Annotated in this window: 23 protein-coding genes and 1 tRNA gene; 12 read left to right on the forward strand and 12 right to left on the reverse strand. The window is 39.5% G+C overall.

Going from position 1 to position 24,477, the window contains the following annotated elements:
* Window positions 1-5: 5 nt before the first annotated feature.
* Complete coding sequence (nqrF, locus tag MQE36_RS09545; RefSeq protein ID WP_242935752.1) at window positions 6-1,298, forward strand: NADH:ubiquinone reductase (Na(+)-transporting) subunit F; 1,293 nt, start codon at window positions 6-8, stop codon at window positions 1,296-1,298.
* 135 nt (window positions 1,299-1,433) lie between these two features.
* On the opposite strand, the gene MQE36_RS09550 is transcribed toward nqrF, so the two are convergent.
* Together MQE36_RS09550 and MQE36_RS09555 are read right to left on the reverse strand one after the other, a co-directional pair.
* Window positions 1,434-1,940: a TlpA family protein disulfide reductase gene (locus tag MQE36_RS09550; protein WP_242935753.1), complete on the reverse strand. Its 507-nt coding sequence runs from the start codon at window positions 1,938-1,940 to the stop codon at window positions 1,434-1,436.
* Window positions 1,941-1,990: 50 nt separating this feature from the next.
* Window positions 1,991-3,805: a vWA domain-containing protein gene (locus MQE36_RS09555; RefSeq protein WP_242935754.1), complete on the reverse strand. Its 1,815-nt coding sequence runs from the start codon at window positions 3,803-3,805 to the stop codon at window positions 1,991-1,993.
* A gap of 161 nt (window positions 3,806-3,966) precedes the next feature.
* On the opposite strand from MQE36_RS09555, the gene MQE36_RS09560 reads away from it, so the two are divergent.
* Entirely contained in the window at window positions 3,967-4,326 is a 360-nt protein-coding gene (locus MQE36_RS09560) for a Na(+)-translocating NADH-quinone reductase subunit F (protein WP_242935755.1), read from the forward strand.
* Complete coding sequence (locus tag MQE36_RS09565) at window positions 4,307-5,347, forward strand: FAD:protein FMN transferase (protein WP_242935756.1); 1,041 nt, start codon at window positions 4,307-4,309, stop codon at window positions 5,345-5,347. Before MQE36_RS09560 ends, MQE36_RS09565 begins: the two co-directional genes overlap by 20 nt.
* Here the strand turns inward: MQE36_RS09565 and MQE36_RS09570 are convergent, their stop codons facing one another.
* The 6 genes from MQE36_RS09570 to MQE36_RS09595 all read right to left on the reverse strand — a co-directional run bounded on the left by MQE36_RS09570 (window position 5,348) and on the right by MQE36_RS09595 (window position 11,580).
* On the reverse strand, window positions 5,348-6,112 hold the full coding sequence (locus MQE36_RS09570; protein WP_242935757.1) for a class I SAM-dependent methyltransferase: 765 nt from the start codon (window positions 6,110-6,112) through the stop codon (window positions 5,348-5,350). It abuts the gene before it with no gap.
* A 4-nt stretch (window positions 6,113-6,116) separates the two neighbouring features.
* Window positions 6,117-6,938: a type I methionyl aminopeptidase gene (gene map, locus MQE36_RS09575; protein WP_242935758.1), complete on the reverse strand. Its 822-nt coding sequence runs from the start codon at window positions 6,936-6,938 to the stop codon at window positions 6,117-6,119.
* Between the two features lie 154 nt (window positions 6,939-7,092).
* Window positions 7,093-9,393, reverse strand: a complete 2,301-nt coding sequence (locus MQE36_RS09580) for a M1 family metallopeptidase (RefSeq protein WP_242935759.1) — start codon at window positions 9,391-9,393, stop codon at window positions 7,093-7,095.
* Window positions 9,394-9,454: 61 nt separating this feature from the next.
* Window positions 9,455-9,961: a DUF6702 family protein gene (locus MQE36_RS09585; RefSeq protein ID WP_242935760.1), complete on the reverse strand. Its 507-nt coding sequence runs from the start codon at window positions 9,959-9,961 to the stop codon at window positions 9,455-9,457.
* Between the two features lie 97 nt (window positions 9,962-10,058).
* Window positions 10,059-10,841, reverse strand: a complete 783-nt coding sequence (locus MQE36_RS09590; RefSeq protein WP_242935761.1) for a carboxypeptidase-like regulatory domain-containing protein — start codon at window positions 10,839-10,841, stop codon at window positions 10,059-10,061.
* Complete coding sequence (locus MQE36_RS09595) at window positions 10,825-11,580, reverse strand: carboxypeptidase-like regulatory domain-containing protein (RefSeq protein ID WP_242935762.1); 756 nt, start codon at window positions 11,578-11,580, stop codon at window positions 10,825-10,827. Before MQE36_RS09595 ends, MQE36_RS09590 begins: the two co-directional genes overlap by 17 nt.
* 338 nt (window positions 11,581-11,918) lie before the next feature.
* Between MQE36_RS09595 and pepE the strand changes: the two genes are divergently transcribed.
* Window positions 11,919-12,623, forward strand: a complete 705-nt coding sequence (pepE, locus tag MQE36_RS09600; protein ID WP_242935763.1) for a dipeptidase PepE — start codon at window positions 11,919-11,921, stop codon at window positions 12,621-12,623.
* 62 nt (window positions 12,624-12,685) lie between these two features.
* Here the strand turns inward: pepE and MQE36_RS09605 are convergent.
* Window positions 12,686-12,758: transfer RNA gene (locus MQE36_RS09605), tRNA-Gly, on the reverse strand.
* Window positions 12,759-13,013: 255 nt separating this feature from the next.
* Between MQE36_RS09605 and MQE36_RS09610 the strand changes: the two genes are divergently transcribed.
* From MQE36_RS09610 to MQE36_RS09620, 3 genes are read left to right on the forward strand one after another with little or no spacing between them, the layout of a single operon-like run.
* A complete protein-coding gene (locus MQE36_RS09610) occupies window positions 13,014-13,943 on the forward strand; it encodes a GNAT family N-acetyltransferase (protein ID WP_242935764.1) in 930 nt (309 codons plus the stop codon).
* The gene (locus MQE36_RS09615) at window positions 13,940-14,647 is read left to right on the forward strand and encodes a M15 family metallopeptidase (RefSeq protein WP_242935765.1); all 708 of its coding nucleotides are present in this window, start codon (window positions 13,940-13,942) and stop codon (window positions 14,645-14,647) included. The genes MQE36_RS09610 and MQE36_RS09615 overlap by 4 nt, the downstream gene beginning before the upstream one ends.
* A 44-nt stretch (window positions 14,648-14,691) precedes the next feature.
* On the forward strand, window positions 14,692-15,468 hold the full coding sequence (locus MQE36_RS09620; protein ID WP_242935766.1) for a M48 family metalloprotease: 777 nt from the start codon (window positions 14,692-14,694) through the stop codon (window positions 15,466-15,468).
* Window positions 15,469-15,553: 85 nt separating this feature from the next.
* On the opposite strand, the gene MQE36_RS09625 is transcribed toward MQE36_RS09620, so the two are convergent.
* Window positions 15,554-15,946, reverse strand: a complete 393-nt coding sequence (locus MQE36_RS09625) for an ankyrin repeat domain-containing protein (RefSeq protein WP_242935767.1) — start codon at window positions 15,944-15,946, stop codon at window positions 15,554-15,556.
* A gap of 239 nt (window positions 15,947-16,185) precedes the next feature.
* Between MQE36_RS09625 and gpmI the strand changes: the two genes are divergently transcribed.
* From gpmI to MQE36_RS09640, 3 genes are all read left to right on the forward strand, one after another.
* Entirely contained in the window at window positions 16,186-17,703 is a 1,518-nt protein-coding gene (gene gpmI / locus MQE36_RS09630) for a 2,3-bisphosphoglycerate-independent phosphoglycerate mutase (RefSeq protein WP_242935768.1), read from the forward strand.
* Window positions 17,704-17,847: 144 nt separating this feature from the next.
* Entirely contained in the window at window positions 17,848-18,126 is a 279-nt protein-coding gene (locus tag MQE36_RS09635; protein WP_242935769.1) for a Sec-independent protein translocase subunit TatA/TatB, read from the forward strand.
* A gap of 2 nt (window positions 18,127-18,128) precedes the next feature.
* Window positions 18,129-18,680 (forward strand): phosphatase PAP2 family protein, encoded by a 552-nt coding sequence (locus tag MQE36_RS09640; protein WP_242935770.1) that lies wholly within the window; start codon window positions 18,129-18,131, stop codon window positions 18,678-18,680.
* Here MQE36_RS09640 and MQE36_RS09645 read toward each other — a convergent pair.
* Window positions 18,673-19,314: an O-methyltransferase gene (locus MQE36_RS09645; RefSeq protein ID WP_242935771.1), complete on the reverse strand. Its 642-nt coding sequence runs from the start codon at window positions 19,312-19,314 to the stop codon at window positions 18,673-18,675. The genes MQE36_RS09640 and MQE36_RS09645 overlap by 8 nt on opposite strands.
* A gap of 64 nt (window positions 19,315-19,378) precedes the next feature.
* Between MQE36_RS09645 and kynU the strand changes: the two genes are divergently transcribed.
* A complete protein-coding gene (gene kynU, locus MQE36_RS09650; RefSeq protein ID WP_242935772.1) occupies window positions 19,379-20,641 on the forward strand; it encodes a kynureninase in 1,263 nt (420 codons plus the stop codon).
* Window positions 20,642-20,736: 95 nt separating this feature from the next.
* On the opposite strand, the gene MQE36_RS09655 is transcribed toward kynU, so the two are convergent.
* On the reverse strand, window positions 20,737-21,762 hold the full coding sequence (locus tag MQE36_RS09655) for a glutamine synthetase beta-grasp domain-containing protein (RefSeq protein ID WP_242935773.1): 1,026 nt from the start codon (window positions 21,760-21,762) through the stop codon (window positions 20,737-20,739).
* A gap of 267 nt (window positions 21,763-22,029) precedes the next feature.
* Between MQE36_RS09655 and MQE36_RS09660 the strand changes: the two genes are divergently transcribed.
* Window positions 22,030-24,216, forward strand: a complete 2,187-nt coding sequence (locus tag MQE36_RS09660; RefSeq protein ID WP_242935774.1) for a glutamine synthetase III family protein — start codon at window positions 22,030-22,032, stop codon at window positions 24,214-24,216.
* The last annotated feature ends 261 nt before the right edge of the window (window positions 24,217-24,477 follow it).

Consider the following 24,477-nt stretch of genomic DNA (forward strand, 5'->3'; position numbering starts at 1 on the left):
AAAATATGGATTATTCAGTAATCTTAGCCAGTTTAGTAGTATTCTTAGTATTGATCTTTGCTTTGGTGGCTATTCTTCTAGGGGCAAAGGCCAAATTGGTTCCTTCTGGTCCTGTAACATTAAAAATAAATGGCGAAAAGGATGTAGAGGTTTCTTCCGGAGGAACGCTACTGACTACGCTTGGAAATAATAAAATATTCTTACCGTCGGCTTGCGGTGGCGGGGGTACTTGTATCCAGTGTAAGTGTGTAGTAACTGAAGGTGGCGGAGAGCCGTTACCAACGGAAACTCCTCACTTTACCAGAAAAGAACTTGCTGAAGGATGGCGTTTGGGATGTCAGGTTAAAGTAAAACAGGACATGGTGATCGAAGTGCCGGAAGAAGTTTTTGGAATTAAGAAATGGGAAGCTGAGGTTGTTAGAAATTACAACGTAGCTTCATTTATTAAGGAGTTCGTAGTGCGTATTCCTGAAGATATGGATTACGAACCGGGAGGATATATCCAGATCGAGATTCCCCCATGTGAGGTTAAATACTCGGATATCGACATTACTGCCCACCCTGAAGAGCACGACGATCCTAAGAAATTCCAGATGGAATGGGACAAGTTCAACCTGTGGCCGTTGGCAATGAAGAATACCGAAAGTGTAGAGCGCGCATATTCAATGGCCTCTTACCCGGCAGAAGGTAGAGAGATCATGTTGAATGTACGTATTGCCACACCGCCGTGGGACAGAAATAAGAATGGCTGGATGGATGTAAATCCTGGTATAGCATCTTCTTATATCTTCTCAAAGAAACCGGGAGATAAAGTTGTTATTTCCGGACCTTATGGTGAGTTCTTTATCAATCCTAGTGATTCTGAGATGTTGTATGTAGGAGGTGGAGCCGGGATGGCGCCAATGCGTTCGCATTTATATCACCTGTTCAAAACATTAAAGACAGGAAGAAAGGTAACTTATTGGTATGGTGGTCGATCTAAGCGTGAATTATTTTACTTGGATCACTTCAAAGAGTTAGAAAATGAGTTTCCTAACTTTAAGTTCTATATTGTTCTTTCAGAACCATTAGAAGAAGATAACTGGAAAGTTAAAGATGGTATGGACGGAGAAGGTGATGGTTTTGTCGGGTTCGTTCACCAGGCAGTAATCGATAATTATTTAAATCATCATGACGCTCCTGAAGATATTGAATTCTATTTCTGCGGACCACCACTAATGAACAAAGCGGTAGAGAAAATGTGCGATGACTTTGGGGTGCCGCCGGAAAATGTTCGTTTCGACGACTTCGGAGGATAATAAAGTCACTGTTTATAAAACCAAAAGCCGATCTGAAAAGGATCGGCTTTTTCTATTTGGAATCGTCTCTTGGATCGTAATTGCAGTTTTTATAAGTCTTATAAATTCTACTGTATAAGTATCACGCCTTTCTCTTTATTGATTCTGCTTTTTGATTCGTTTTTGTAATACTTTTTTCAACTTCTTCTCTCTGTTTCCAAACCATTTTTCAATGATGGTACCTTTTTTATTAATTAAAAAGAAATAAGGCCAACCGTCAATTTTATAGATGTCGCAAATTTTTGATTTGTCCTTTGCTTCCCAGATTGATGTGCAGTTGAACTCAATTTTGGCTTTTTCAGCCATTTTAGCCCATTGTTCTTTTTCATTGTCCCAATGTAATGAAATTACTTTAAGTTCGTTTTGGTAAATTTCCTGGACTCTATTCATTTGACTGTATGTTCCCCAGCAAGGGCCACAATATGTTGCGGTAAAATTTAATAGAATGTATTTTTCATTTTTGTAATCTGAAATTTTAATTTCATTTCCTTTTTCATCAATACCAGTAAAATCATAGGCTTGATCGCCAATATCGACAGTTATATTTTGAGAGTAAATGCTGATGGATGTTGTTGCTAACCATATAAAAATTGTTTTCTTCATTTTTGTTTATTACGATGAATAGTTATATAATGCAGATTATGATAATTGAGTTATTTAGAATCGTCTTCTGGATTGTGATTGTAACTTTTTATAAGTCTTATAAATTCGGCTCTGTAGCCATCATTGTCTCTCCCTTTGTTGTGTTCTGCAAGTTTAATGATGTCTTCTTTAGAAGTCTTGTTAAGGTACGCAGAATTTCTTAAATACATGCCCCACATGGCAACCGCACTTGCAAAATTAAAGTCTTTAGAAGCAATTGTTTTGTGGTCTTTAACAACTTGTATGAGCTCTTTGCTTACTTCTCCATCAGGCTTTTTATATCTAAAGCGAACTGTTAATAATTCATCTGAATAGTTGTTTTTAGAAGTAGTTGTACTATACTTTAATGAATCTATGTCTTTAAGGTAATCACTTTTAATCCCGGCAGGGATAATCTCGTATAAGGCTGTAACCGTATGTCCGCTGCCAAGCTCGCCGGCATCTTTGGTGTCATCTTTAAAATCTTCATCGTTCAGCAATCTGTTTTCATAACCGATCAATCTGTATGCCTGCACTTTAGAAGGATTGAATTCAACCTGAATTTTTACATCTTTGGCTATGGTGTAAAGAGTGCCCCCGAATTCAGTGCCTAGGACACGCCGGGCTTCTTGCATGCTGTCTATATAGGCATGATTACCGTTACCTTTGTCAGCCAGTATTTCCAGTTTTGAGTCTTTGTAATTTCCCATCCCAAAACCTAAACAGGTTAAAAACACTCCGCTTTTACGTTTTTCTTCAATAAGCTCTTCCATTGCTTTGTCGCTTGAAGCCCCCACATTAAAGTCGCCGTCTGTTGCCAGGATTACCCGATTGTTTCCCTTCTTCAGGAAGTGCTCTTCAGCGGTTTTATAAGCCAGTTCTATTCCTGCGCCACCTGCCGTTGAGCCACCTGCCTCAAGTTTGTTTAAGGCTTCCATGATCTTGTTTTTGTGTTTCCCGGAAGTAGGTTCCAATACCAATCCAGCCGCTCCTGCATATACCACAATAGAAACTTTGTCCTGTGGCCTGAGTTGGTAGACAAGTAATTTGAAAGCTGATTTCAGTAAGGGCAGTTTATTGGGGCTGTTCATAGATCCGGATACATCTAATAAGAATACCAGATTTGAAGCAGGTACATTGTCAAGAGAGATATCTTTCCCTTGTAACCCGATCTTTACCAACCGGTGGTTCTCATTCCACGGAGCCGATGAAACTTCGGTGTCTATAGCAAAAGGATCGCCATTTTCAGGTTGAGGGTAAGCGTATTTAAAATAATTTATAAGTTCTTCTATTTTAATGGCATCCCCGGGTATTTCCTGACCGTTATTGATCATTCGTCTCATATTGCTGTATGAAGCCTTATCGACATCAATAGAGAAGGTGGAAAGAGGTTTGTATTTTGGTTGCAGGAAACCATTTTCTTTGATCTCGGCATATGATTCGGTATTTACAGACGCAGGCGGCGAACTTATCATTTTGTATCCCAAAGTAACTTCGCTCCTGCGAGTCGCTGCCTGTTTCATTTGAACGTCGTTTTCTACGGTAATTATTTCTTCGAGCACAGAATAATCGCTCTCCAGCACCACATCGATGACCGACTGCTTTTTTACCTTGATTTCCTTGGTTTTCATGCCGACATACGAAAATACGAGGATGTTCCCTGTTTCAGCTTTAATACTGTATTTTCCATCAAAACCGGTTGTGGTTCCGTTCTGAGTTCCTTTTATAATGATGTTTACACCAGGAAGTGCATGCCCTTCGTTAGTAACCGTTCCTGTTATAGTTCTTTGTTGGGCGAATGCGATTATCGCCATTAATGAGAAGAAAAAAGAGATTGCTGTTTTCATGATTGAAGTTTTTTACGTAGAAACAACTATCGTACCAAAGTAAGAAAATACGTTTGGCATGCATTTTTTTGCAATCATAGGTTTGATTATAATTGAATTAACAGCTGGTGAAAAGGTGAGATATTTTGTAATTTTGTGCACTTCAATTATAAAATACTGCAATGGCAGAAGAATTAACAGAACAAGACTTACATAATCTTGCGATGAATGTGGTAGGCAAGGATCTGGAGAAAAGGGGGTTCGAGTTTATGACGGTAAATAGCAAGCTGAGAAGGGATCCTCAGTTCGTTTGTTTAAAGAATAAAAAACTTCATTTTATTATTGTTAGAGCGATCAGTTATCCTGATAACCCATCCGAAGTAGATGATGTGTTTATGGAAACCGTAAAAGAACATGCCCTGAAATTTAAAGCCTTGACGTATTATGCAGGTGTGGGTATTGCCAATGCTTCAGATTATGAAAAACCAGTAAATAAACAACAAAATTATATTATAAAGTACGATGGCCTCATTGAGATTTAAACAAGTTATTTTAATTGCTGTTACGATCTTTAGCTTAGGTTGTAAGACAGATCGTAAAGACGATTTACAGGCTGTATTGCAATATGAAGAAGGATCAGCGTTGGGTACTACATATCATATACAATACGAGGTAGATCACGATTCTATCCGTTTAAGAAATGAAATAGAAAAGGTGTTTGAGAATGTTAACCGTTCGATGTCTACATATATTCCGACATCAGATATTTCTAAAATAAACAAAGGTGACAGTACTATAGTGGTTGACCCTTATTTTAAAGAAGTGTTCTTTAAAGCACAGGAAGTCTGGCGTAAAACCAACGGAATGTTTGATCCAACGGTCGGTGCATTGGTAAATGCATGGGGTTTCGGTCCTGACAAGGCATTAAAGAAAATAGGCCAGGAACAGGTAGACAGTATTCTGGAATTTACAGGTTTTGATAAGGTGTCGGTTAAAGAAAACGGATCTGTTCATAAAGACCATCCCTATGTGTATTTTGATTTTAATGCCCTGGCCAAGGGATACACCCTGGATCTGATCGGACGTATGTTCGATACACATGAAGTTGAAAATTATATCATAGAGATTGGTGGTGAGATTGTTGCGAAAGGGAAGAATGTTGTAAAAGATAAAGACTGGGTGGTGGCTATTGATAATCCGATGCAGCAAGAAGGGGAACGAACGCTGATAGCAAAGTTAAAGCTGAATAATCAGGCAATGGCTACCAGCGGTAACTACAGGAAGTTCAGAATAGATTCGGTTACGGGAGACCGCTATGTGCATACCATCAATCCTAAAACAGGATATACGCAAAAATCGGATGTGCTGAGTGTAACGGTTGTAGCCCCGACCTGTATGGAAGCAGATGCTTATGCTACAGCTTTTATGGCGATGCCTTTTGATGCTTCGAAAGCGTTGCTTGGGAAACTAAAGGATGTTGAGGCTTATTTTATAAGTGCCGGGGGAAAGGATTCTCTGAAAGAGTATAAAACAGAAGGCTTCCGGAAATTACTGGTAGAATAATTATTTATGACATACGGGAATGATTTCCTTTGCATCGATAGCATATCGCTCCACTAGTTCAGGAGCGATTTTTTTTGTGTAATCTTCTTCGTCAACCTTAAATCCTGCCTTTCTGAGCTTGTCAAAATAATCTCTTCCATACACTCGAACATGATCGTACTGGCCAAATATTCTGGCACGTTCCTTAGGATCTGTTATCGAATCATCTTCAAAGGTCGTTTCCCGGTTAAGGTCCTGCGGAATTTGAAATATTCCCCACCCCCCGGGTTTCATAACCCTGTATAGTTCTTGTATGGCTTTTTTATCGTTTTTGATGTGTTCTAGGACGTGGTTGCATAGGATCACGTCAAATTCATTATTCGCGAAAGGTAAATCACAGATATCGGCTTTTACATCAGCCAAAGGAGACTCAATATCTGTTGTGGTATAATCGAGGTTCTGAAGCTTTTTGAAGCGTTTGTAAAAAGCCTGCTCAGGAGCGAAGTGTAATACTTTTAGGTGGTCTTTAAAAAAGTTGGTTTCCCTTTTTAAATAAATCCAGAGCAACCGGTGTCGCTCTAGAGATAGCGTGCTCGGAGACAAGACATTGTTGCGTTGTGTGCCATAACCATACGGTAAGAAGCTTTTAAAGCTTTTACCATCAATAGGATCGGTGTATTTATCTCCTTTCAGATAAGCTGCCAATACCGGACGTACCCAGTAACTTATTCGAATGAGCCAGGGCCTCGGGATGGTATTTAAAATTATTTTGAAAAGCCTTTTCAAGAACTTAGCTTACCGTTAATGGGTTTTGTCTGAATTCGTCTTCTTCGTTACTTTCAATACCCAGTTCTTCATAAATATACTTGAATGTAGAAAGGATCTCAGGCTTGCCGTTTACCAGGGCAACGTCATGTTCGAAATGAGCACTTGGTTTACCATCGGCCGTCACAATTGTCCAGCCGTCTTTCAATTGTTTGATCCTGCGGGTTCCCATATTGATCATTGGTTCTATGGCAACCACCATTCCTTCAACGAATTTTTTACCACGTCCCCTCTTTCCGTAGTTAGGCATTTCCGGATCTTCGTGCATCTTCCGCCCTAATCCGTGACCGACGAGTTCCCTGACAACACCATAACCATGCCCCTCACAGAATTCCTGAATCGCAAAACCTACATCACCAACGCGGTTCCCTGCTTTAAATTCACGAATACCTATATACAAAGACTCTTTAGTTACGTCTAATAATTTTTTTGTTTCCGGATCGATCTCTCCAACTTCAAATGTGTAGGCATGATCTCCATAAAATTCATTCATCAATGCACCACAATCGATGGAAACGATATCGCCTTCTTTTAGCGGTTCATTGGTAGGCAATCCGTGTACAACAGCCATGTTGGTACTGGTTAAGAGGGTAGAAGGGCAGTCGTATAATCCCAAAAATCCAGGAATCGCACCATGATCGCGAATAAATGCTTCTGCCAGTTTGTCCAACTCTAAAGTAGTAACACCTGGTTTTACTTCTCCGGCCAGCATCCCTAATGTTTTGGAAACAATTAAGGCACTTTCTCTCATTAGTTCTATTTCTTCAGGTGATTTGATCTTTATCATGTTCTGTATGTTTAAAATCCTGCCGAATTATTGCTCATTCATTATGGCTGCAAAAGTAGCTAATATTTTTCAAAACAGGAGGGTTTCATGTTTCTGTCAAATATAAAGCCGCATAGATTTCTATGCGGCTTTACGAAGCATTGTTTTTAACCCGTTATTTTTTCTTTACCTCTTCCTTGAATTTATCAAATTCTGATTTGGTCTCTTTTTTAGGCCAGGCATTATTTGAGGTGTCTATATCGGCAGTTTCTTCTTTTGGATCTACCATAATAGTAGTAATCTTTTTCTCAGAAGCAATAACTTTTACAACTTCGGCGTCGTTTTTTCTCCATACCATAGCCGGATACTTGATGGTTTTGGTAGAGCCATCTTCATATGTAAACTGCGCAATGACCGGCATCGGCAATCCTCCCGGTTTTTCAAAAGTAATTTCATAGAAATACTTCGGACTTTTTAACTGGCTGCGCTCTGACGGTGAGAAGTTGTTCATGATGTACTCATTCAATGTTTTAAAATTTTCCGACTGAGAACTATTTACAACATCACTTTTATAATCGTCGCTGTCTTCTTCAACCAAATATACCAATGGAGGTAAATCAGCCTCACTGAGGTTCCTCGAAGTCATATATTCTTTCATCTGTTTGTTGGGCTTTGATGATACGTGTAATTTCTTTACATCTTTCACACCTATATCGACATAATCGGTAGTGAAGAACCACCCTCTCCAGAACCAATCGAGATCCATGGCCGAAGCGTCTTCCATGGTTCTGAAAAAATCTTCAGGGGTAGGATGTTTGAATTTCCAGCGTTGGGCATATGTCATGAATGCGTGATCGAAAAGCTCCGCTCCCATAATGGTCTCTCTGAGAATATTAAGACCTGTGGCCGGTTTGGCATAGGCATTGGCTCCGAATTGATAGATGTTTTCTGAGTTGGTCATTATTGGCGAAAGAAAATCCTGGTCACCTCCCATATAGCTAACTATATTCTTTGCGGGGCCCCTTCTGGAAGGATACACGTCTAATTCAGGTAAATATTTCTTCTGGAAATCCTGTTCAGCTAAATATTGCATAAAGGTATTTAATCCTTCATCCATCCATGTCCACTGTCGTTCATCCGAATTCACGATCATAGGGAAAAAGTTATGTCCAACCTCATGGATGATAACGCTTATCATGCCAAATTTTACGCGGTCGCTATAGGTGCCGTCTTCATCAGGCCTTCCGTAGTTCCAGCAGATCATCGGGTATTCCATTCCCTGATTTTTAGAATGTACAGAGATGGCTTTGTGATACGGGTAATCAAAAGTATATTTAGAATAAGATTTCAAAGTACTGGCAACTGCTTTAGTGGAGAATTCTTCCCATAAAGGGTTTCCTTCCTTAGGGTACATGGAAACAGCCATTACCTTACGACCGTTGATATCTACAGCCATGGCGTCGTAAATGAATTTTCTTGAAGAAGAAAAAGCAAAATCTCTTACCATTTCTGCTTCAAACTGCCATGTTTTGGTCTTTTTAGAAAATGACTTTTCTTTTTGTTCTGCTTCTTGCTGGGTTACAATAACAACAGGTTTATCATATGAGTTACGGGCTTTTTCCCAACGCGCATACTCTTCTTTACTGAAAAGGTCTTTACGGTTGGTAAGAACCCCGGTTCCATCCATGATGTGGTCTGCAGGTGCTGTAATGTTTACTTTGTAATTACCGAATGGTAGCGCAAATTCACCACGCCCGTAAAACTGGTTGTTCTGCCACCCTTCAACATCGCTGTATACGCACATTCTCGGGAAGAATTGTGCGATGATATAAAGATTGTTTCCGTCTTTTTCAAAATGCTCGAAACCACTTCTTGCCCGGTCTACAATATGGTTGTTAAGGTTGTACCACCATTTGATGCTGAAATCGATGCTCTCTCCTTGCTTTAGTGGCTTGGGGATGTCGATCCGCATCATGGTCTTGTTGATAGTGTGTTTTAAAGGGTTTCCTTTACTGTCTTTAACAGCTTCTATTTTAAAACCGCCATCAAATCTATCTTCAAAGTATTTTTTAACAAAACTTTCCGTCTGATCGGCAAAAGAAGTTCTGTCGCTATCTATTAGGTAACTATCGGAGTCTTTGGCTCTTACATTCTGATCCAGCTGAACCCATAAATACTCCAGCACATCGGGAGAATTGTTTGTATATGTAATGGTTTCGTTACCATATAATTTTTCATTTTCGTCATCGAGAACGATGTCCATTTTATAATCGGCTTGTTGCTGGTAATAAGCCGGTCCCGGAGCACCGGAAGCAGTTCTGAACATATTAGGAGTAGAGAACTCCTGGTAGAGCTGTCTGAATTTATTATTGTTGATATGTCCCGGTTTGCGCACTTGCTTATCATTTTCTTGTGCAGATATAAAAGAGGTACTTAGGAGAATGGCAGCAAGAAGATAATTTTTGATTTTTAGCATAGTAAATATTGGTTTTGAGCGGGTTAAAGTAATTAATTTTACAGGTAGGAGGAGGTTGTTGTTAAAATTTTAACAAAGCTTTATCATTTCCTTGAATAAGGGAAAAACTTTTCCGTAAATCGTTTATCTTGAAATGAACAATATTGTTTTGCTCTTCATACAATTCAAATAAAAAAGAATTTTCAATTTCAATGGATTTCAGGGTTCCGGCATTCACTCCGGATATTTCTATATAGCATTTAATAACATCGTTCTCATATTCTTTGCCTATGAACTCCAGGACTGCTTTTTTCTCATTCACCTTTATATTCATATGTTGCAAAAGATATCGCTCTATATAAAAGTCGATGTTTTTCAGTTCCTTGTTGCTCATTAATCCGGGTTCGATCTGATACCGTTCCTTAAGGGTGTTTTCAAAATCGTCTGTAAAGATCCGGCTGATGATTTGCAGGGATTTATTTTCTTCAGAATAATTTATATTGGTTACACTCACATAAAACTTGTGAAGAGTGGTAAATGCCACTAATGGAAGGATTAGGATCAGGGCTCCTTTTTTTATGGTACTCATAAATCAGTAACTTGAAAACAGCTGCGCCAAATTAAAAAAAAGAGTTTAGCTTTTTCTTTATAAAGCGTTAAAACTTTAAATACGAGCTTATTGACTGTTATTTGTTTTGTTCAGAAGAGTTAAACCGATGGAATTCAATGCTTTTTTGCTGTAAAAGCTCTAACATTAGCAGGGGTTGATTTTGTTTGATGCGTTTATGGAACTCCTCATCACCGGCACAAAAATAAATGAAAGCATCAATTTTATGTTCAGGTATTTTAAGGTGTTTGGTGTAAAAGGACTTTTCGAAAGTTCTTTTGGTCTTCATGGTTGCCTTTTCTTTTTCTTCCAGCTTGAGCTGGTTTTTTAAGCGTTTGATTCTTCCGGTTATGGTATTGATGATTAAATCCAAAGGAACAGGCCCTGCCGAAGTAGTGGCTGTATAATAACGCCTTTCTAGTTGAGTCGGAGGGGTTTTTTTAGCGTTGGGCAATCCCAGAGTGATTGCATTTACGGATTCTTTCAGTTTAATGTTGTTTAAATCGTTCCCTAAGTTTCCTGATAAGTTATAAGGTGTTACGACAACATCGTCTAACATATTGATGTCTGTTTCGAGTGTGACGATCATTTTTTCACTGTCAATATGGTCTGCATTAATGCTGATCGTTCGGTTTTTATACTCGACGGAAGAAAACTTCAAACTGTCGTTAACAGTTGCTTCAATTTCAAAAAAGCCCTGAATATTTGTTATCGTGGCGAATTGAGTGTTGAGGTTAATAACGTGTACGCCTTCTAAATTCCCCGGAGCATTTATTTTTCCCGAAATAAGTTTGGTCTGGGCATTGGAAGCCAATAGCCCAAATATGAGCAGGATTACGGCTGATTTAGTTTTGAGGGTCAATGTTTTGTTCTTGAAGATAAGATTTGCTTTGAGTTACTAAAAAGTCTATAAGCTGAAACTCGTTGTTTTTAGTCAAGAGGGTGTCTGATGGTAATTTATAATCACAGTAATAAAGAAAATCGTCAATTTTATCTTGAGGGATTTTAAGGTCGATGACAAAAAACCTGTCATTGTAGACCTGTCTGAGTAATTCGCTTGGCTTTAATCGCTTGCTGAAGTCCGGTTCTTTCTCTTTTTTAGATTTAAAGATCGCTTTAAATATTTTTACAAAGTCAGTTCCGTATTTTAAACCTTTTAAATGCTGTGGTAAAGCTTCATTTTCAACGGGGGTTGCTTCATCGACATCGTAAAAGACTTTTTTGAATTCTTCGTTTCTCAATTTAAGCGTTGCCTCGTTTTCTTTTTGAGAGAGCACAACTTCATCGAGTTCGGTTACTTTTTCTTTAAGCTCCACGACGAGCCTTTTATTGTTTAATATTTCTTTGGATATGGTAATGCTTTGAATTTCGTAACTCAAAGAAATAAATGCCAGAATATCATTTTCTTTCACCTCGATCTGAAAACCACCTTCAGAATTTGTTGCGGTAGCCTTTTCGGTTCTTGTATTAACCACATTAATTTCAGGGGTTCCTATATTATTGTGCAGTACGGTTCCTTTGAGTAAAACCTGTTCTTGTGCGGTTACAACAGTGTTTGCAAGTAAAAATAATATTAAGATGGAGGTATAAGATGCTTTCATACGATATATTTAATGACAATTTTAGTATTTAATGTGGGTTTGTAACCCAAAATTATGTTAAATCTGATTACTCGATCATCGAGATTTATCCTGTATAGTTATCGGGAGCTCCGATGTTTGTCCCTGCGAAATACTCCTAACGGAATTTCATAAGGACAAGCGTCGAAATGTTTTGCCATGTGCCGGCTGGCTCCATCGCTAAAAAGGTCTACCAGACTTTTTCTTTACGCTTGGCCCTCTCGTGGGCTTGCCCCGAGGTAGTTTACTTAAATTTACGAAAAAATAGTATGTAAAGTAGTTTACTGAATATCTTTGGTAAATAAAACCGTATAGTAAAAATGAAAAAGTTAATCATAGCAAGTACCTCTACTGTTCACGGCAGTAAATATCTGGAATACATTTTACCGGAATTAAAAAGCTTCTTTGCGGAGGTCGATGAGATTTTATTTGTACCATACGCAAGAGCCGGTGGTTTAACGCACGACGAATATACAGCCATAGCTCAGGAAGGTTTTAAGAAAATAAATAAAAAAGTAAGAGGAATACATACGTTTACCGATCCGGTTGTTGCTGTGCAAAATGCCGGAGCTATTTTTGTTGGCGGCGGTAATACATTTTTGTTGGTTACCATGTTGTACAATCATAATTTGATGGAGGTGATTCGGAGAGCCGTATTAGATGGCACGCCTTATCTGGGAACCAGTGCAGGATCTAATATAACAGGTCTTACAATGCAGACCACAAACGATATGCCGATCGTCTATCCGCCTAGTTTTAAGACATTGGGATTGGTTCCCTTTAATATAAATCCGCATTACCTGGATCCTGTTGAAGGAAGTAAACATATGGGAGAAACCAGGGAGATGAGGATTAAAGAGTTTCATAAAATAAATACACAGCCCGTAGTCGGGATACGCGAAGGTAGTTGGTTGGCTGTTGAAGGTGATAAAATTATTTTAAAAGGAGATCTTCCAGCAAGGATATTCGAATGCAACAATGCTCCGTATGAACTTAGTCCTGGATCTGAGGTGCGTTGTAAATAAAATAATATTGAACAGATAAGAAACAAAAAAAGCTCTTGAAGATTCAAGAGCTTTTTTTGTTGAGCGGGAGACGAGGGTCGAACTCGCGACATTCAGCTTGGAAGGCTGACGCTCTACCAACTGAGCTACTCCCGCAATTGCCCGGCAAATATAAATAAAGATTTAAATTAGATGCAAGAAAAAAATATAAATTCTTTTAAAAAAACAGGCGTGAATAAATGGAGGCAGCTGTCGGAATATGTACGGTTGTATGTAAGTGTTTAGTTTTGAGTAAGAACAGCTGGATTGGAGTGATGGCCGTTCCGGAAAAATATTTTCAGGGTTCCTGTCGTATCTTTTATGTCCGTGTATTTTTTACATTAAATTAGCATACATTATTCGTTGGGCACGATGGGTGAATTAAAAAAAATTACAGAAACAGAAAGAATCTATTTACGGGAGTTTATCCAGAAAGATGCTAAATATCTTTACTGCTTATACAACGACCGGGAAGTGATCCGTTACACCGGAGACAGCGCTTTTGCAAATGAAGAGGCCTCAGGCGATTTCATAGCAAACTATGAACAATACGGAAAATATGGTTTTGGAAGGTGGGCGGTAGTCAGAAAAGCAGACAATGAATTTCTGGGGTGGTGTGGGCTGAAATTTCGTTCGGATGAAGCTATTGTTGAAGTGGGGTGTCGTTTTTATAAAAAATATTGGGGACAGGGCTATGCTACTGAAGCTACCGGGGCTTCTTTGAGCTATGGATTTTATAAATTAAAATTAGCTAAAATTTATGCGCATGTCCATCAACTTAACAAAGCATCATTTAAGGTTGTCTCGAAGTGTGGCTTTCAATATGTAAAAGATTTTGACTATAATGGATTGCCGGCTTCTTTGTTTGTAAAAGTCAATCCCGGCCTGATGATAAAGAAAATACGTCCTGTAGAAACACATGCGGTCCGGCAACCGGTATTAAGACCCGGAAGACCGGCAGAAACCTGTTCTTTTGAAGGAGATAATTTAGGTACGACTTTCCATTTAGGGGCTTTTTTCGGGGAGAAGCTGGTCGGGGTTGTGACTATGATGAGAGCCGGGGGATACTCATATCAGTTACGGGGTATGGCTGTTTTAGAAGAATTTCGAAAGAAAGGGATAGGCGAAGAATTGGTTCGTCGGGCTGAAGAACATGTCCGTAATGGGCAAGGAAACCTTGTCTGGATGAATGCCCGGGAAGTAGCCCTTGATTTTTACAAAAGATTGGGCTATAAAAAGTACGGAAAGAAGTTTAATATTCCGTTAATTGGAAATCATTACAAAATGAAAAAGGAACTATGAAAAAACTGCTGATCTTGTTTATAATAGGAGGAATTACCGGTATGCAGGGGCAAACCCATGATATATCTGTAGATGAACTCCTTGGAAAAGGAAGTCCCGAGCTTTTTGGCGATGGGATTCATCTAAGGAAAGAAGCTTATGAATGTTTTCTTCAAATGCAGGAAGCTGCTGCCAAAGAAGGAATAATTATTGCCAACGCCTCAAGTTACAGGGGATATAGCCGTCAAAAACAGATTTGGGAAAGAAAGTTCAGAAAGTATACAGCCCAGGGGATGCCTCCCCGGCAAGCAATTGCCAGGATTATTGAATATTCTACAATTCCCGGAACATCAAGACATCATTGGGGAACCGATATTGATATCGTGGATGGTTCAAAAAAAGTGTCGGGAGATTTGTTGGATCCTGAAAAGTTTGCCCATGGAGGGCCGTATGAGCCATTGAAGAAATGGATGGATAAAAACGCCCATAAATATGGGTTTTATCTGGTTTATACAGACAATCCGGACAGAAAAGGGTTTAAATACGAGCCTTGGCACTTTAGTTACGCCCCTTTATCTATAGGGTACCTGCAACAATTTCGTAAGATTGACATCAAAGAAAAGTTGATGGCCGATCGATTGATGGGAGTAGAAGCTTTTAGTGAGTCTTTTATTGAACAATATATTAAAAATAATATCCTGGATATAAACCCCGAGTTGTTATGATAACTTTTGGTATCTTAGTATAAGATGATTAAAATTCTGTTGGTATGTTTAGAAGAGGAGGTAATTGGAAGGTAAGGATATTCATAGGGATCCTCATTGTCGGATTCGCAGTTGTTAAAAAATGTGGTAATACCGAAACGAATCCCTATACAGGCAGGGTGCAACATATAGATATGAGTGCAGAACAGGAAATTGCCATAGGGATACAAAGTGCACCGGAAATGGCCGGCAGACACGGGGGGTTGTATCCGGACGAAAGATATCAGCAACTTGTAGATGAGGTGGGAAATAAATTAGTCCGTAACAGTGTAGCAAATGACTCTCCATATCAGTTCGATTTTCATTTGCTGGCAGACGACAGGGTTGTTAATGCATTTGCATTGCCCGGCGGACAAGTGTTTATTACGTATGCTTTGTTCTCTAAATTGCAAAATGAAGATCAGTTGGCAGGGGTTTTAGGACATGAGATAGGTCATGTGATAGGAAGACATTCTGCCGAGCGGATAGCCGATAGTAATTATTGGCAAACAATTGCAGTAGGAGCCAATGTCGGAGCAGATGCCGGAGGTTTGATTGCCGGGATCGGAGAAAATGTTTTATTATCGAACGGAAGAGATGATGAATTAGAGAGTGATGTACTGGGAGTACGGTTATTAATAAAATCTGACTACAATCCGGAAGCATTGATCGGGGTGATGGAGATATTAAAATCTGCTTCGGGAGGAGCAAATGTTCCCGAATTCAGGAGTACTCATCCTGATCCTGATAATAGAATAGAAAGAATTAAAGAAGCGATCGCTAAATACCGTATGAATAACTAACAGAACTGGCAGCGCTTTTTTAGCTGGGATATAAAAAAACCCGCTCTATGCGGGTTTTTTCGATTGATTCATGAGGGCATATTTTTTAAGCTCTCAGTGCTTCTTTAATAATTTTATGGGCTTTGGTTGCATTAGACAGTTCAGCATACTTCAATGCTGTTCTTCCGTAAGTGGAGTCTTTAGCTTTTAAATTGGCTCCTTTGGCAATTAATAGTTGCAGAATATCACATCTGTTGTATCTGGCTGCATACATGGCAGGAGTCATCCCGTTCGATTTTTGATTGACGTCCGCACCAAGCTCAATAAGTTTTTTCACGGTCTCGATATCGCCTTTTACAATAGCCATGCAAAAAGGACTTACACTTGGTTTAACGGTAAATGTGGTTTTTTCTGAAGCTGGTTCTAACTTTGTAGTTTTGGCGTTGGATGTACATACCCCGATGAGTAATAGTGCGGTTGCTAAGGCTAACTTTTTCATAATTGTTGAAATTTTATAGGTTATACTCAATAGACGACAGAACCCAGAGCTTGTTTCACTTTTTAATTCCATTTAACAATTGTTTAACCTACTTATGATAATTTTAACAAACGGTTCCTGAAAACAAGGATCAGTTGTTAGGAATATAACTAAAGTAAAAGATAAGTTATGTAATAGGGAGAAAGCTTCTTATTTATGGGGTATAATAGTATCTTTGAGGATCATAATAAGTACTACATATGAATAAGAAAGTTTTACTCATGATATTAGATGGTTGGGGGAAGTCACCCGACCCGAAAATTTCAGCCATTGAATATGCAAATACACCATTTATAGATTCTTTATACGACAGATATCCTGATGCTAACCTGCTTACGGATGGCCTGAATGTAGGGTTGCCCGAAGGGCAAATGGGGAATAGTGAAGTGGGGCATATGAATCTTGGGGCAGGAAGGATCGTGTATCAGGATTTGGCAAAGATAAATCTTGCTGTTAAGAACCACGCGTTGGCAAAAGAAGCAGAACTGGAGAGGGCTTTTAAATACGCAAAAGAGAATGAAAAAGCTGTTCATTTTCTAGGGCTGGTAAGTGATGGAGGTGTGCATTCGCATATTAATCACTTAAAAGGACTTCTGGACGCGGCACAAGATTATGGCCTGGAAAAAGTATTTGTTCACGCATTTACAGATGGTCGGGATGTAGATCCAAAGAGTGGAAAAGGGTTTATAGAGGATGTTCAGTTGTATTGTACAAAAAGCAAGGCCAGATTGGCATCGGTTGTCGGGAGGTATTATGCGATGGACCGTGACCAGCGTTGGGAACGTGTGAAATTGGCATACGACCTGATAGTGAATGGACAAGGGGCGCCGCATAAAAATGCATTGGAAGCAATACAGGAAAGTTACGATGCCGGAGTTACAGATGAGTTTATAAAGCCTGTTGTAATACAGGATGTCGATAATCGGCCTATAGCGAGGATCAAAGAAGGTGATGTGGTTATGATGTTTAATTTTAGGACGGATAGGGGGCGCCAGCTGACACAAGCACTCACCCAGCGGGATTTTCACGAACAGAATATGCATAAGTTGAATTTGTATTATGTTACAATGACGAATTATGACGAAACTTTTAAGGGAGTTCACGTGGTGTATGACAAGGAGAATATCAATGAAACCTTGGGAGAGATATTGTCAAAAGCGGGAAAAAAACAGATACGGATTGCGGAAACTGAAAAATATCCCCATGTTACTTTTTTCTTCAACGGGGGAAGAGAAGAACCTTTTGAGGGGGAAAAAAGAATATTATGTCCGTCGCCAAAGGTTGCTACCTACGACTTGCAGCCCGAAATGAGTGCTTATGATATTAGAGATGCAATTGTTCCGGAACTGGAAAAAGGGGAGGTTGATTTTGTTTGCCTCAATTTTGCTAATCCCGATATGGTAGGCCATACAGGCGTGATGGAAGCGGCAATTAAAGCATGTGAAGTAGTCGATGAATGTGCAAGAGATGTAATTACGGCTGCTTCTGATAACGGGTATACCTCCATAGTGATAGCCGATCATGGAAATTGTGATACCATGATAAATCCTGATGGATCACCAAATACGGCACATACAACGAATCCGGTACCGGTTATTCTGGTTGATGGAGATATTAAAAAGATAAACGATGGTGTTTTAGGTGATATCGCACCAACAGTATTGAAACTGCTCGGTGTTGAACAGCCTGAATCCATGACCCGGCATGCATTGATATAGTTGTGTCAGAAAGAATTATTAAAAAGCGAATAAGGCGAATACGTGCTTTGTTCGCTTTTTATTTCGGGAACCGTTAAATTATAACATTTCATTTGAGGTATGACGCATAATGTTCTCTATATTTGCATAGAATAAGAAAGAATTATGATGTTTCTTTTTATAAGCGGAACGGAAATCGTTTTTATCCTCTTTATAGTGGTAATGGTCTTTGGGGCTGATAAAATACCGGAAATTGCCAGAGGGTTGGGGAAAGGTATGCGTCAGTTGAAAGATGCTACGAACGAAGTAAAGGCTGAAATCCAGAGAAGTGCTGAAAAGCAGGGGATTAATACCGATGAGATTACCGGGAATATTACCAGGGAAATAGAGGAAGTAAAAAAAGATATTGATGAGGTGACCGGATCTGTCAAGCGTCAGATGTAATAATGGTGTTTGATAAGCTAAAAGATCTGGATATCCGGTTGTTTTTATTCCTTAACAATCTCGGAACAGATAAATACGATGCTTTTTGGGTTGCGGTTACCCAGGTGTACTTCTGGATTCCATTATATATATATCTTGTTTTTTTAATAGTAAGGTTCTATGACAAAAAATCTGTTGGCAGGATTTTTTGGTATGCCATCTTTCTTTTGGTTTTTACACTTCTTTTAACCGAATCAACCAAGAATTTAGTGGGAAGGCTTCGTCCTAATAATTCAGATCTGGAGAAGGTAATCAGGTCGTTGCAAACCCCTGCAAATTTTAGTTTCTTCTCCGGGCATGCGGCTAATTCATTTGCAATGACGACTTATTTTGTGTCGGTCTTGTTTAGAAAGAGTCGATGGGTGTTGCTGTTTTATCTCTGGCCGGTATTGTTTAGTTACAGCAGGATATATGTAGGGGTGCATTATCCGTTGGATATTTTTGTAGGTGCCGTAACCGGAACATTCTTAGGAGCTATTGCGTATAAGATGCTGAAATTAAAAACTTTTAAATAACTCTGCACAAGGTTAATCCGTCCCGGACGGGTAAAAGCACAGTCTCAACCCTTGGGTCTTCTTTGAGTTTTTTGTTATATGCTTTTAAAGCGATGGTGCTTTTGTCGTTAGGTTTGGTCTCTTTGAGTATTTTACCGCTCCAGAGCACATTATCTGATAGGATAATACCGCCCGGATTCATTTTATCAATAACGAGGTCGAAGTAGTTTGTATAATTTTCTTTATCAGCATCAATAAAAACCAGGTCAAAATCAGGTTCGATACCCGGGATGATATCCAAGGCATTTCCAAGGTGCTGGATAATTTGTTCACCATACCCGCTTTTATCAAAATATCTGCGCTGAAGATCATAAAGCTCTTCATTATTGTCAATAGTATGAAGCTTTCCTCCTTTTTGGAGTCCCTCGGCGAGGCATATGGCAGAGTAGCCCGTATAGGTTCCGATTTCCAGTATGTTTTTAGGGTAAATCAGTTTAGATAAAATACTTAATACCCTGCCCTGAAAATGGCCGCTAAGCATTCTGGGTTGTAAGACTTTCAAATGTGTTTCACGATCCAGTTCTTGCAATAGTTTCGGCTCGTTCTCAGAGTGTTCGGCAATATAATTTTCAAGTTCGGCAGATATAAAATGCATCTTAAATGTTTTTTACAAATGTACTTAATTTTGATTGTTTATTTTTGGGGAAAAAAGGATCAGGATGCAATTTGAAAATACCAGAACGTTTGCAAGGAATTTAGACGAACAAGATAAGCTTTCTAAATACCGGGAAGAGTTCATATTTCCAAAAGTCAATAATAAAGATGTGATATATTTTACCGGAAACTCTTTGGGCTTGCAACCAAAAAATGCCCGGAAGTATGTCGACGAGGTGATGGAAGATTGGGCTGAGCTTGCTGTTGAAGGGCATTTTTATGCGGAAAAACCATGGTGGGATTACCATGAGAGACTTGCTGCACCATTGGCAAGAGTAGTGGGAGCCAGGGCAGAAGAGGTTACCGTGATGAATACGTTGACGGTCAACCTCCATTTGTTGATGGTTTCATTTTATCGGCCTGACAAAAAGAAGTTTAAGATTATATGTGAAGAGAAAGCCTTTCCGTCTGACCAGTACATGTTGGCAAGCCAGGTTAAATTTCATGGTTTTGACCCGAAGGAGGCTATTGTAGAGCTGAGAAAAAGGGATGGCGAGAATTACTGGAGAACGGAAGATGTCCTGTCTATGATCGAGGAGGTGGGTGATGAGCTGGCTCTGGTGTTAATAGGGGGGGTGAATTACTATAACGGACAGGTGTTTGATATGAAGGCCATAACTGCTGCAGGGCATAATGCCGGAGCGGTCGTGGGCTGGGATCTTGCACATGCGGCCGGCAATATAAAGTTGGAATTGCATGACTGGGATGTGGATTTTGCAGCTTGGTGTAGTTACAAGTATATGAATTCAGGGCCCGGGAATGCATCAGGAATCTATATCAATGAAAAATATTTAGGACGAAAAGATATTCCTCGTTTTGAGGGCTGGTGGGGGCATAATAAAGAACGTCGTTTTTTAATGGAGCCAACATTTGAACCGATGCCGAACGCAGAAGCATGGCATTTAAGTAATCCGTCTGTAATATCTTTTGCTCCTTATTTGGCTTCGTTGAAAATGTTTGATGAAGTGGGTATGGAAGCGTTGATAGAAAAAAGTAAAGTGCTTACGGCCTATTTGGAGTTTATTTTAAATGAGGTGGATAAAGAAGTTGAAGCTTCTTTTGAAATCCTGACCCCGAAGGAAAGGGGGTGCCAGTTATCTGTATTTCTGCATGGCGAGGGGCGTTCCATTTTTGAGTACCTAATGAAAAACGGAGTCGTGGTAGATTGGAGAGAGCCGAATGTAATACGATTGGCACCGGTACCACTGTATTGTTCTTTTGAGGACATGTATGAATTTGGCCAGGTATTAAAGCGGGGATTGTCTTAAGTGCTTTCCTCATTCACTGTAAAACCAAATAAAAATAGCCGGCTTGAACAAGCCGGCTATTTTTTTGTATAAACGTTTTGTTTTGGTTAAAAGTATTAGGCGGTAGCAACTTCTACTTCAACACTGTTTACGGTTTCAATAATTCTTCCGGCTACTTTATATGGATCGGCATTTGAAGCAGGTCTTCTGTCTTCTAACCATCCTTTGTATCCTTTTTCTACAGTGATGATAGGGATTCTTATTGAAGCTCCCCTGTCAGAAACTCCATAACTGAACTCGTTGATAGAGGCGGTTTCGTGGAGACCTGTCAAACGTTGGTCGTTGAATTCACCATAAACCTCAATATGCTCCTTGGTAACAGGTCGAAATGCTTCACATACTTTATCATAGATCTCTTTAGAACCACATGTTCTCAATAATGTGTTAGAGAAGTTTGCGTGCATACCTGATCCGTTCCAGTCGCCTTTTACCGGTTTAGGGTGGTATTCGATATAATATTGGTGTTTTTCGGCTAATCTGTCTAATAAATAACGTGCAACCCAGATTTGATCTCCTGCATTCTTGGCGCCTTTGGCAAAAACCTGGAATTCCCACTGTCCACAAGCTACTTCCTGGTTGATACCTTCAAAGTTTAACCCTGCTTCGATACACAGATCAGCATGTTCTTCTACAATGTCTCTTCCATGTGTGTTTTTGCCGCCTACAGAGCAATAATAAAGTCCTTGAGGGCCGGGATATCCACCTACAGGGAATCCCAAAGGTAGTTCTGTTTTGGTATCCATGATGAAATATTCTTGTTCGAAACCGAACCAGAAATCATCGTTCTCGTCATTAATTTTGGCTCTACCGTTAGATTCATGAGGAGTGCCATCGGCATTTAAAACTTCGGCCATTACAAGAAATCCGTTTTTTCTTGCAGGATCAGGATAGATCGCAACAGGCTTCAATAAGCAGTCAGAATCTCCTCCCTCAGCTTGTCTTGTTGACGATCCGTCAAAAGACCAAATAGGACAATCTTCTAATTTTCCACTAAAATTCTCTTCAATCTTTGTTTTACTTCTCATGTTTTGCGTTGGATAGTAGCCATCCAACCAAATGTATTCGAGTTTTGCTTTGCTCATAGTTTGGCGGTTTAAAATTGAACACTAAATACGATGCAAATATAGTTTTTGTATTTTATGTGTTCTTAAAATGAGGGGTGTTTTTTTAAATAATCATATATTTTTGTTATTACCCCATTTTTTATAGGGGTATATTTGGATTATTTATATTTTTACTGTGTCATTTTGAATATTTTTTAACAGGCATAATGTTAAATGATTGAAAAATTGTAACTTACTGCTGCTTTAATTGTAGGTTTTAAACGAAGAAATAAAACTTAATATAATATGTCAAACATCAGATTAGAGGCAATAAAAGAAACCTTTAACAGAAAACCGGTTTCAGTTGCCGAACAAGGAAAACGTTCTGACCTGTTTCAGCAGAATGTTTTTAATGAGATGGCTATGCGCCAATTTATGACCAAAGAGGCTTTTAAGTCTGTAATGGATGCCATTATAGACGGGAAAAAGATAGACAGGAAGATTGCAGATCAGGTGGCAACGGGAATGAAAGCCTGGGCTACCAGTAAAGGGGCTACGCACTATACGCATTGGTTTCAGCCTTTAACCGGAGCTACGGCAGAAAAGCATGATGCCTTTTTTGAGACTCAAAGCGACGGACATGCTATCGAGAAATTCGGAGGCGGACAATTGGTGCAGCAAGAACCCGATGCATCGAGCTTTCCGAGCGGAGGTATAAGAAATACTTTTGAGGCAAGAGGATATACGGCTTGGGATCCGACATCACCTGCTTTTATATACGGCACTACTTTGTGTGTTCCAACGGTATTTGTGTCGTATACAGGCGAGGCTTTGGATTATAAGGCTCCGCTACTTCGGGCGCTTCAGGCAGTCGATCAGGCGGCGACAAATGTTGCTAAATATTTTGATAAAAACGTTACGAAAGTTAATGCTACGCTGGGGTGGGAACAGGAGTATTTCCTGATAGATAAGGCATTGGCTTATTCAAGGCCGGACATAGTTTTGTCGGGAAGAACCCTTTTGGGGCATTCTCCTGCTAAAGGACAGCAATTGGATGATCATTATTTCGGATCTATACCCACAAGAGTGATGAGCTATATGAGGGAATTGGAAATGGAGTGTTTGAAATTGGGGATTCCTGTAAAAACACGGCATAATGAGGTGGCTCCGAATCAGTATGAGTTAGCTCCGATTTTTGAAGAAGCGAACCTTGCGGTAGACCATAATACCTTGCTGATGGATATTATGGATAAAATGGCAGATAAACACAACTTAAAAGTATTGTTTCACGAAAAGCCTTTTGCCGGTATTAACGGATCGGGTAAGCATAATAACTGGTCCCTGTCAACAAATACGGGGGTTAATTTATTGGCTCCGGGTTCAACCCCGATGAAGAACCTGCAGTTCCTTACTTTTTTTATTAATACGATAAAGGCGGTTAATGAGCATGAGGAGTTGTTGCGTGCATCCATAGCTTCGGCTACGAACGATCATAGGTTAGGGGCGAACGAAGCCCCTCCGGCTATTATTTCGGTTTTTATCGGGGAACAATTAACAAAGGTACTGGATGAATTAGAGGATGTTTCCAAGGGGAAGTTGTCGCCACAGGAAAAAACTGATCTTAAGCTTAATGTTGTGGGTAAGATTCCGGATGTTTTATTAGATAACACTGACAGGAACAGGACGTCTCCTTTTGCATTTACAGGTAATAAGTTCGAGTTTAGGGCTGTGGGGTCTAAAGCAAATTGCGCTAACCCGATGACGGTGCTGAATACTATTGTGGCAAAACAATTGGTGGAGTTTAAAAAAGAAGTGGATGTGCTGGTCGCGAAAAAGAGCCTGAAAAAGGATGAGGCCATATTTAATGTGTTGAGAGAATATATCAAGGCTTCAAAGAAAATACGGTTTGAAGGAGACGGGTATAGTTTGATATGGGAAAAAGAGGCTGGAAAAAGAGGTTTGAGCAACAATAGAAAAACCCCCGAGGCACTTAAGGCTTTGGTGAGTAAGAAAACAATGGCACTTTATGAAGAAATGGGGGTGATGAATAAGATAGAGTGTGACGCCCGTCATGAAATCGAACTGGAAGAGTATACACTAAAAGTGCAGATTGAAAGTCGTGTGCTGGGTGATATTGCCCGGAACCATGTGATTCCGATTGCTATCAGGTATCAGAATACTTTAATAGATAATGTCAGGGGCTTGAAAGATATTTTTAGCAATGAATACAAAAAGCTTGCTTCGGAGCAAATGGACCTTATAGAGCAGATATCTCACCATATAGCCGAGATCAATTCGAATGTCAGTGCTATGATCGAAGAACGCAAGAAGGCAAATAAATTAGAGAAATCCCAGATCAAAGCTGATGCGTATTGTGAAAAGGTGTTGCCGTTTTTTGACAAGATCAGGTACCATTGCGACAAACTTGAATTGATGGTGGATGATGATTTATGGCCATTAACCAAATATAGGGAGATGTTGTTTACCCGGTAATCAGGATTCGACATGTCTTGTGAGCATACTTCGTGGAGGTCTGTCAGGAGGCTAAAATGTTTGTATATCTGATTTTTTAAATTTTTTATCGATTAAGGAGTGGTTAATAGTTGTTGTGGGTGATGTTTTAGTATCTTTAGAGTGCTATTAATCAATGTAATATTGTGGTCAGGGATGTTTAACGTCCTAACCAAAAAAAGGGAATTAATTCCCGAAAGCACGTAAACTTTTGTTTGCGTGCTTTTTTTTAATACGTACTTT

The sequence above is a fragment of the Zhouia spongiae genome (assembly GCF_022760175.1).
In the GTDB taxonomy this organism is placed as follows: domain Bacteria; phylum Bacteroidota; class Bacteroidia; order Flavobacteriales; family Flavobacteriaceae; genus Zhouia; species Zhouia spongiae.

What these genes read in the sequence shown, in the direction of transcription:
- nqrF (WP_242935752.1), top strand. Translation starts at nt 6, where the DNA reads ATGGATTATTCAGTAATCTTAGCCAGTTTAGTAGTATTCTTAGTATTG.
- MQE36_RS09550 (WP_242935753.1), bottom strand. Translation starts at nt 1,940, where the DNA reads ATGAAGAAAACAATTTTTATATGGTTAGCAACAACATCCATCAGCATT.
- MQE36_RS09555 (WP_242935754.1), bottom strand. Translation starts at nt 3,805, where the DNA reads ATGAAAACAGCAATCTCTTTTTTCTTCTCATTAATGGCGATAATCGCA.
- MQE36_RS09560 (WP_242935755.1), top strand. Translation starts at nt 3,967, where the DNA reads ATGGCAGAAGAATTAACAGAACAAGACTTACATAATCTTGCGATGAAT.
- MQE36_RS09565 (WP_242935756.1), top strand. Translation starts at nt 4,307, where the DNA reads ATGGCCTCATTGAGATTTAAACAAGTTATTTTAATTGCTGTTACGATC.
- map (WP_242935758.1), bottom strand. Translation starts at nt 6,938, where the DNA reads ATGATAAAGATCAAATCACCTGAAGAAATAGAACTAATGAGAGAAAGT.
- MQE36_RS09580 (WP_242935759.1), bottom strand. Translation starts at nt 9,393, where the DNA reads ATGCTAAAAATCAAAAATTATCTTCTTGCTGCCATTCTCCTAAGTACC.
- MQE36_RS09585 (WP_242935760.1), bottom strand. Translation starts at nt 9,961, where the DNA reads ATGAGTACCATAAAAAAAGGAGCCCTGATCCTAATCCTTCCATTAGTG.
- MQE36_RS09595 (WP_242935762.1), bottom strand. Translation starts at nt 11,580, where the DNA reads ATGAAAGCATCTTATACCTCCATCTTAATATTATTTTTACTTGCAAAC.
- pepE (WP_242935763.1), top strand. Translation starts at nt 11,919, where the DNA reads ATGAAAAAGTTAATCATAGCAAGTACCTCTACTGTTCACGGCAGTAAA.
- MQE36_RS09610 (WP_242935764.1), top strand. Translation starts at nt 13,014, where the DNA reads ATGGGTGAATTAAAAAAAATTACAGAAACAGAAAGAATCTATTTACGG.
- MQE36_RS09615 (WP_242935765.1), top strand. Translation starts at nt 13,940, where the DNA reads ATGAAAAAACTGCTGATCTTGTTTATAATAGGAGGAATTACCGGTATG.
- MQE36_RS09620 (WP_242935766.1), top strand. Translation starts at nt 14,692, where the DNA reads ATGTTTAGAAGAGGAGGTAATTGGAAGGTAAGGATATTCATAGGGATC.
- MQE36_RS09625 (WP_242935767.1), bottom strand. Translation starts at nt 15,946, where the DNA reads ATGAAAAAGTTAGCCTTAGCAACCGCACTATTACTCATCGGGGTATGT.
- gpmI (WP_242935768.1), top strand. Translation starts at nt 16,186, where the DNA reads ATGAATAAGAAAGTTTTACTCATGATATTAGATGGTTGGGGGAAGTCA.
- MQE36_RS09635 (WP_242935769.1), top strand. Translation starts at nt 17,848, where the DNA reads ATGATGTTTCTTTTTATAAGCGGAACGGAAATCGTTTTTATCCTCTTT.
- MQE36_RS09640 (WP_242935770.1), top strand. Translation starts at nt 18,129, where the DNA reads ATGGTGTTTGATAAGCTAAAAGATCTGGATATCCGGTTGTTTTTATTC.
- MQE36_RS09645 (WP_242935771.1), bottom strand. Translation starts at nt 19,314, where the DNA reads ATGCATTTTATATCTGCCGAACTTGAAAATTATATTGCCGAACACTCT.
- kynU (WP_242935772.1), top strand. Translation starts at nt 19,379, where the DNA reads ATGCAATTTGAAAATACCAGAACGTTTGCAAGGAATTTAGACGAACAA.
- MQE36_RS09655 (WP_242935773.1), bottom strand. Translation starts at nt 21,762, where the DNA reads ATGAGCAAAGCAAAACTCGAATACATTTGGTTGGATGGCTACTATCCA.
- MQE36_RS09660 (WP_242935774.1), top strand. Translation starts at nt 22,030, where the DNA reads ATGTCAAACATCAGATTAGAGGCAATAAAAGAAACCTTTAACAGAAAA.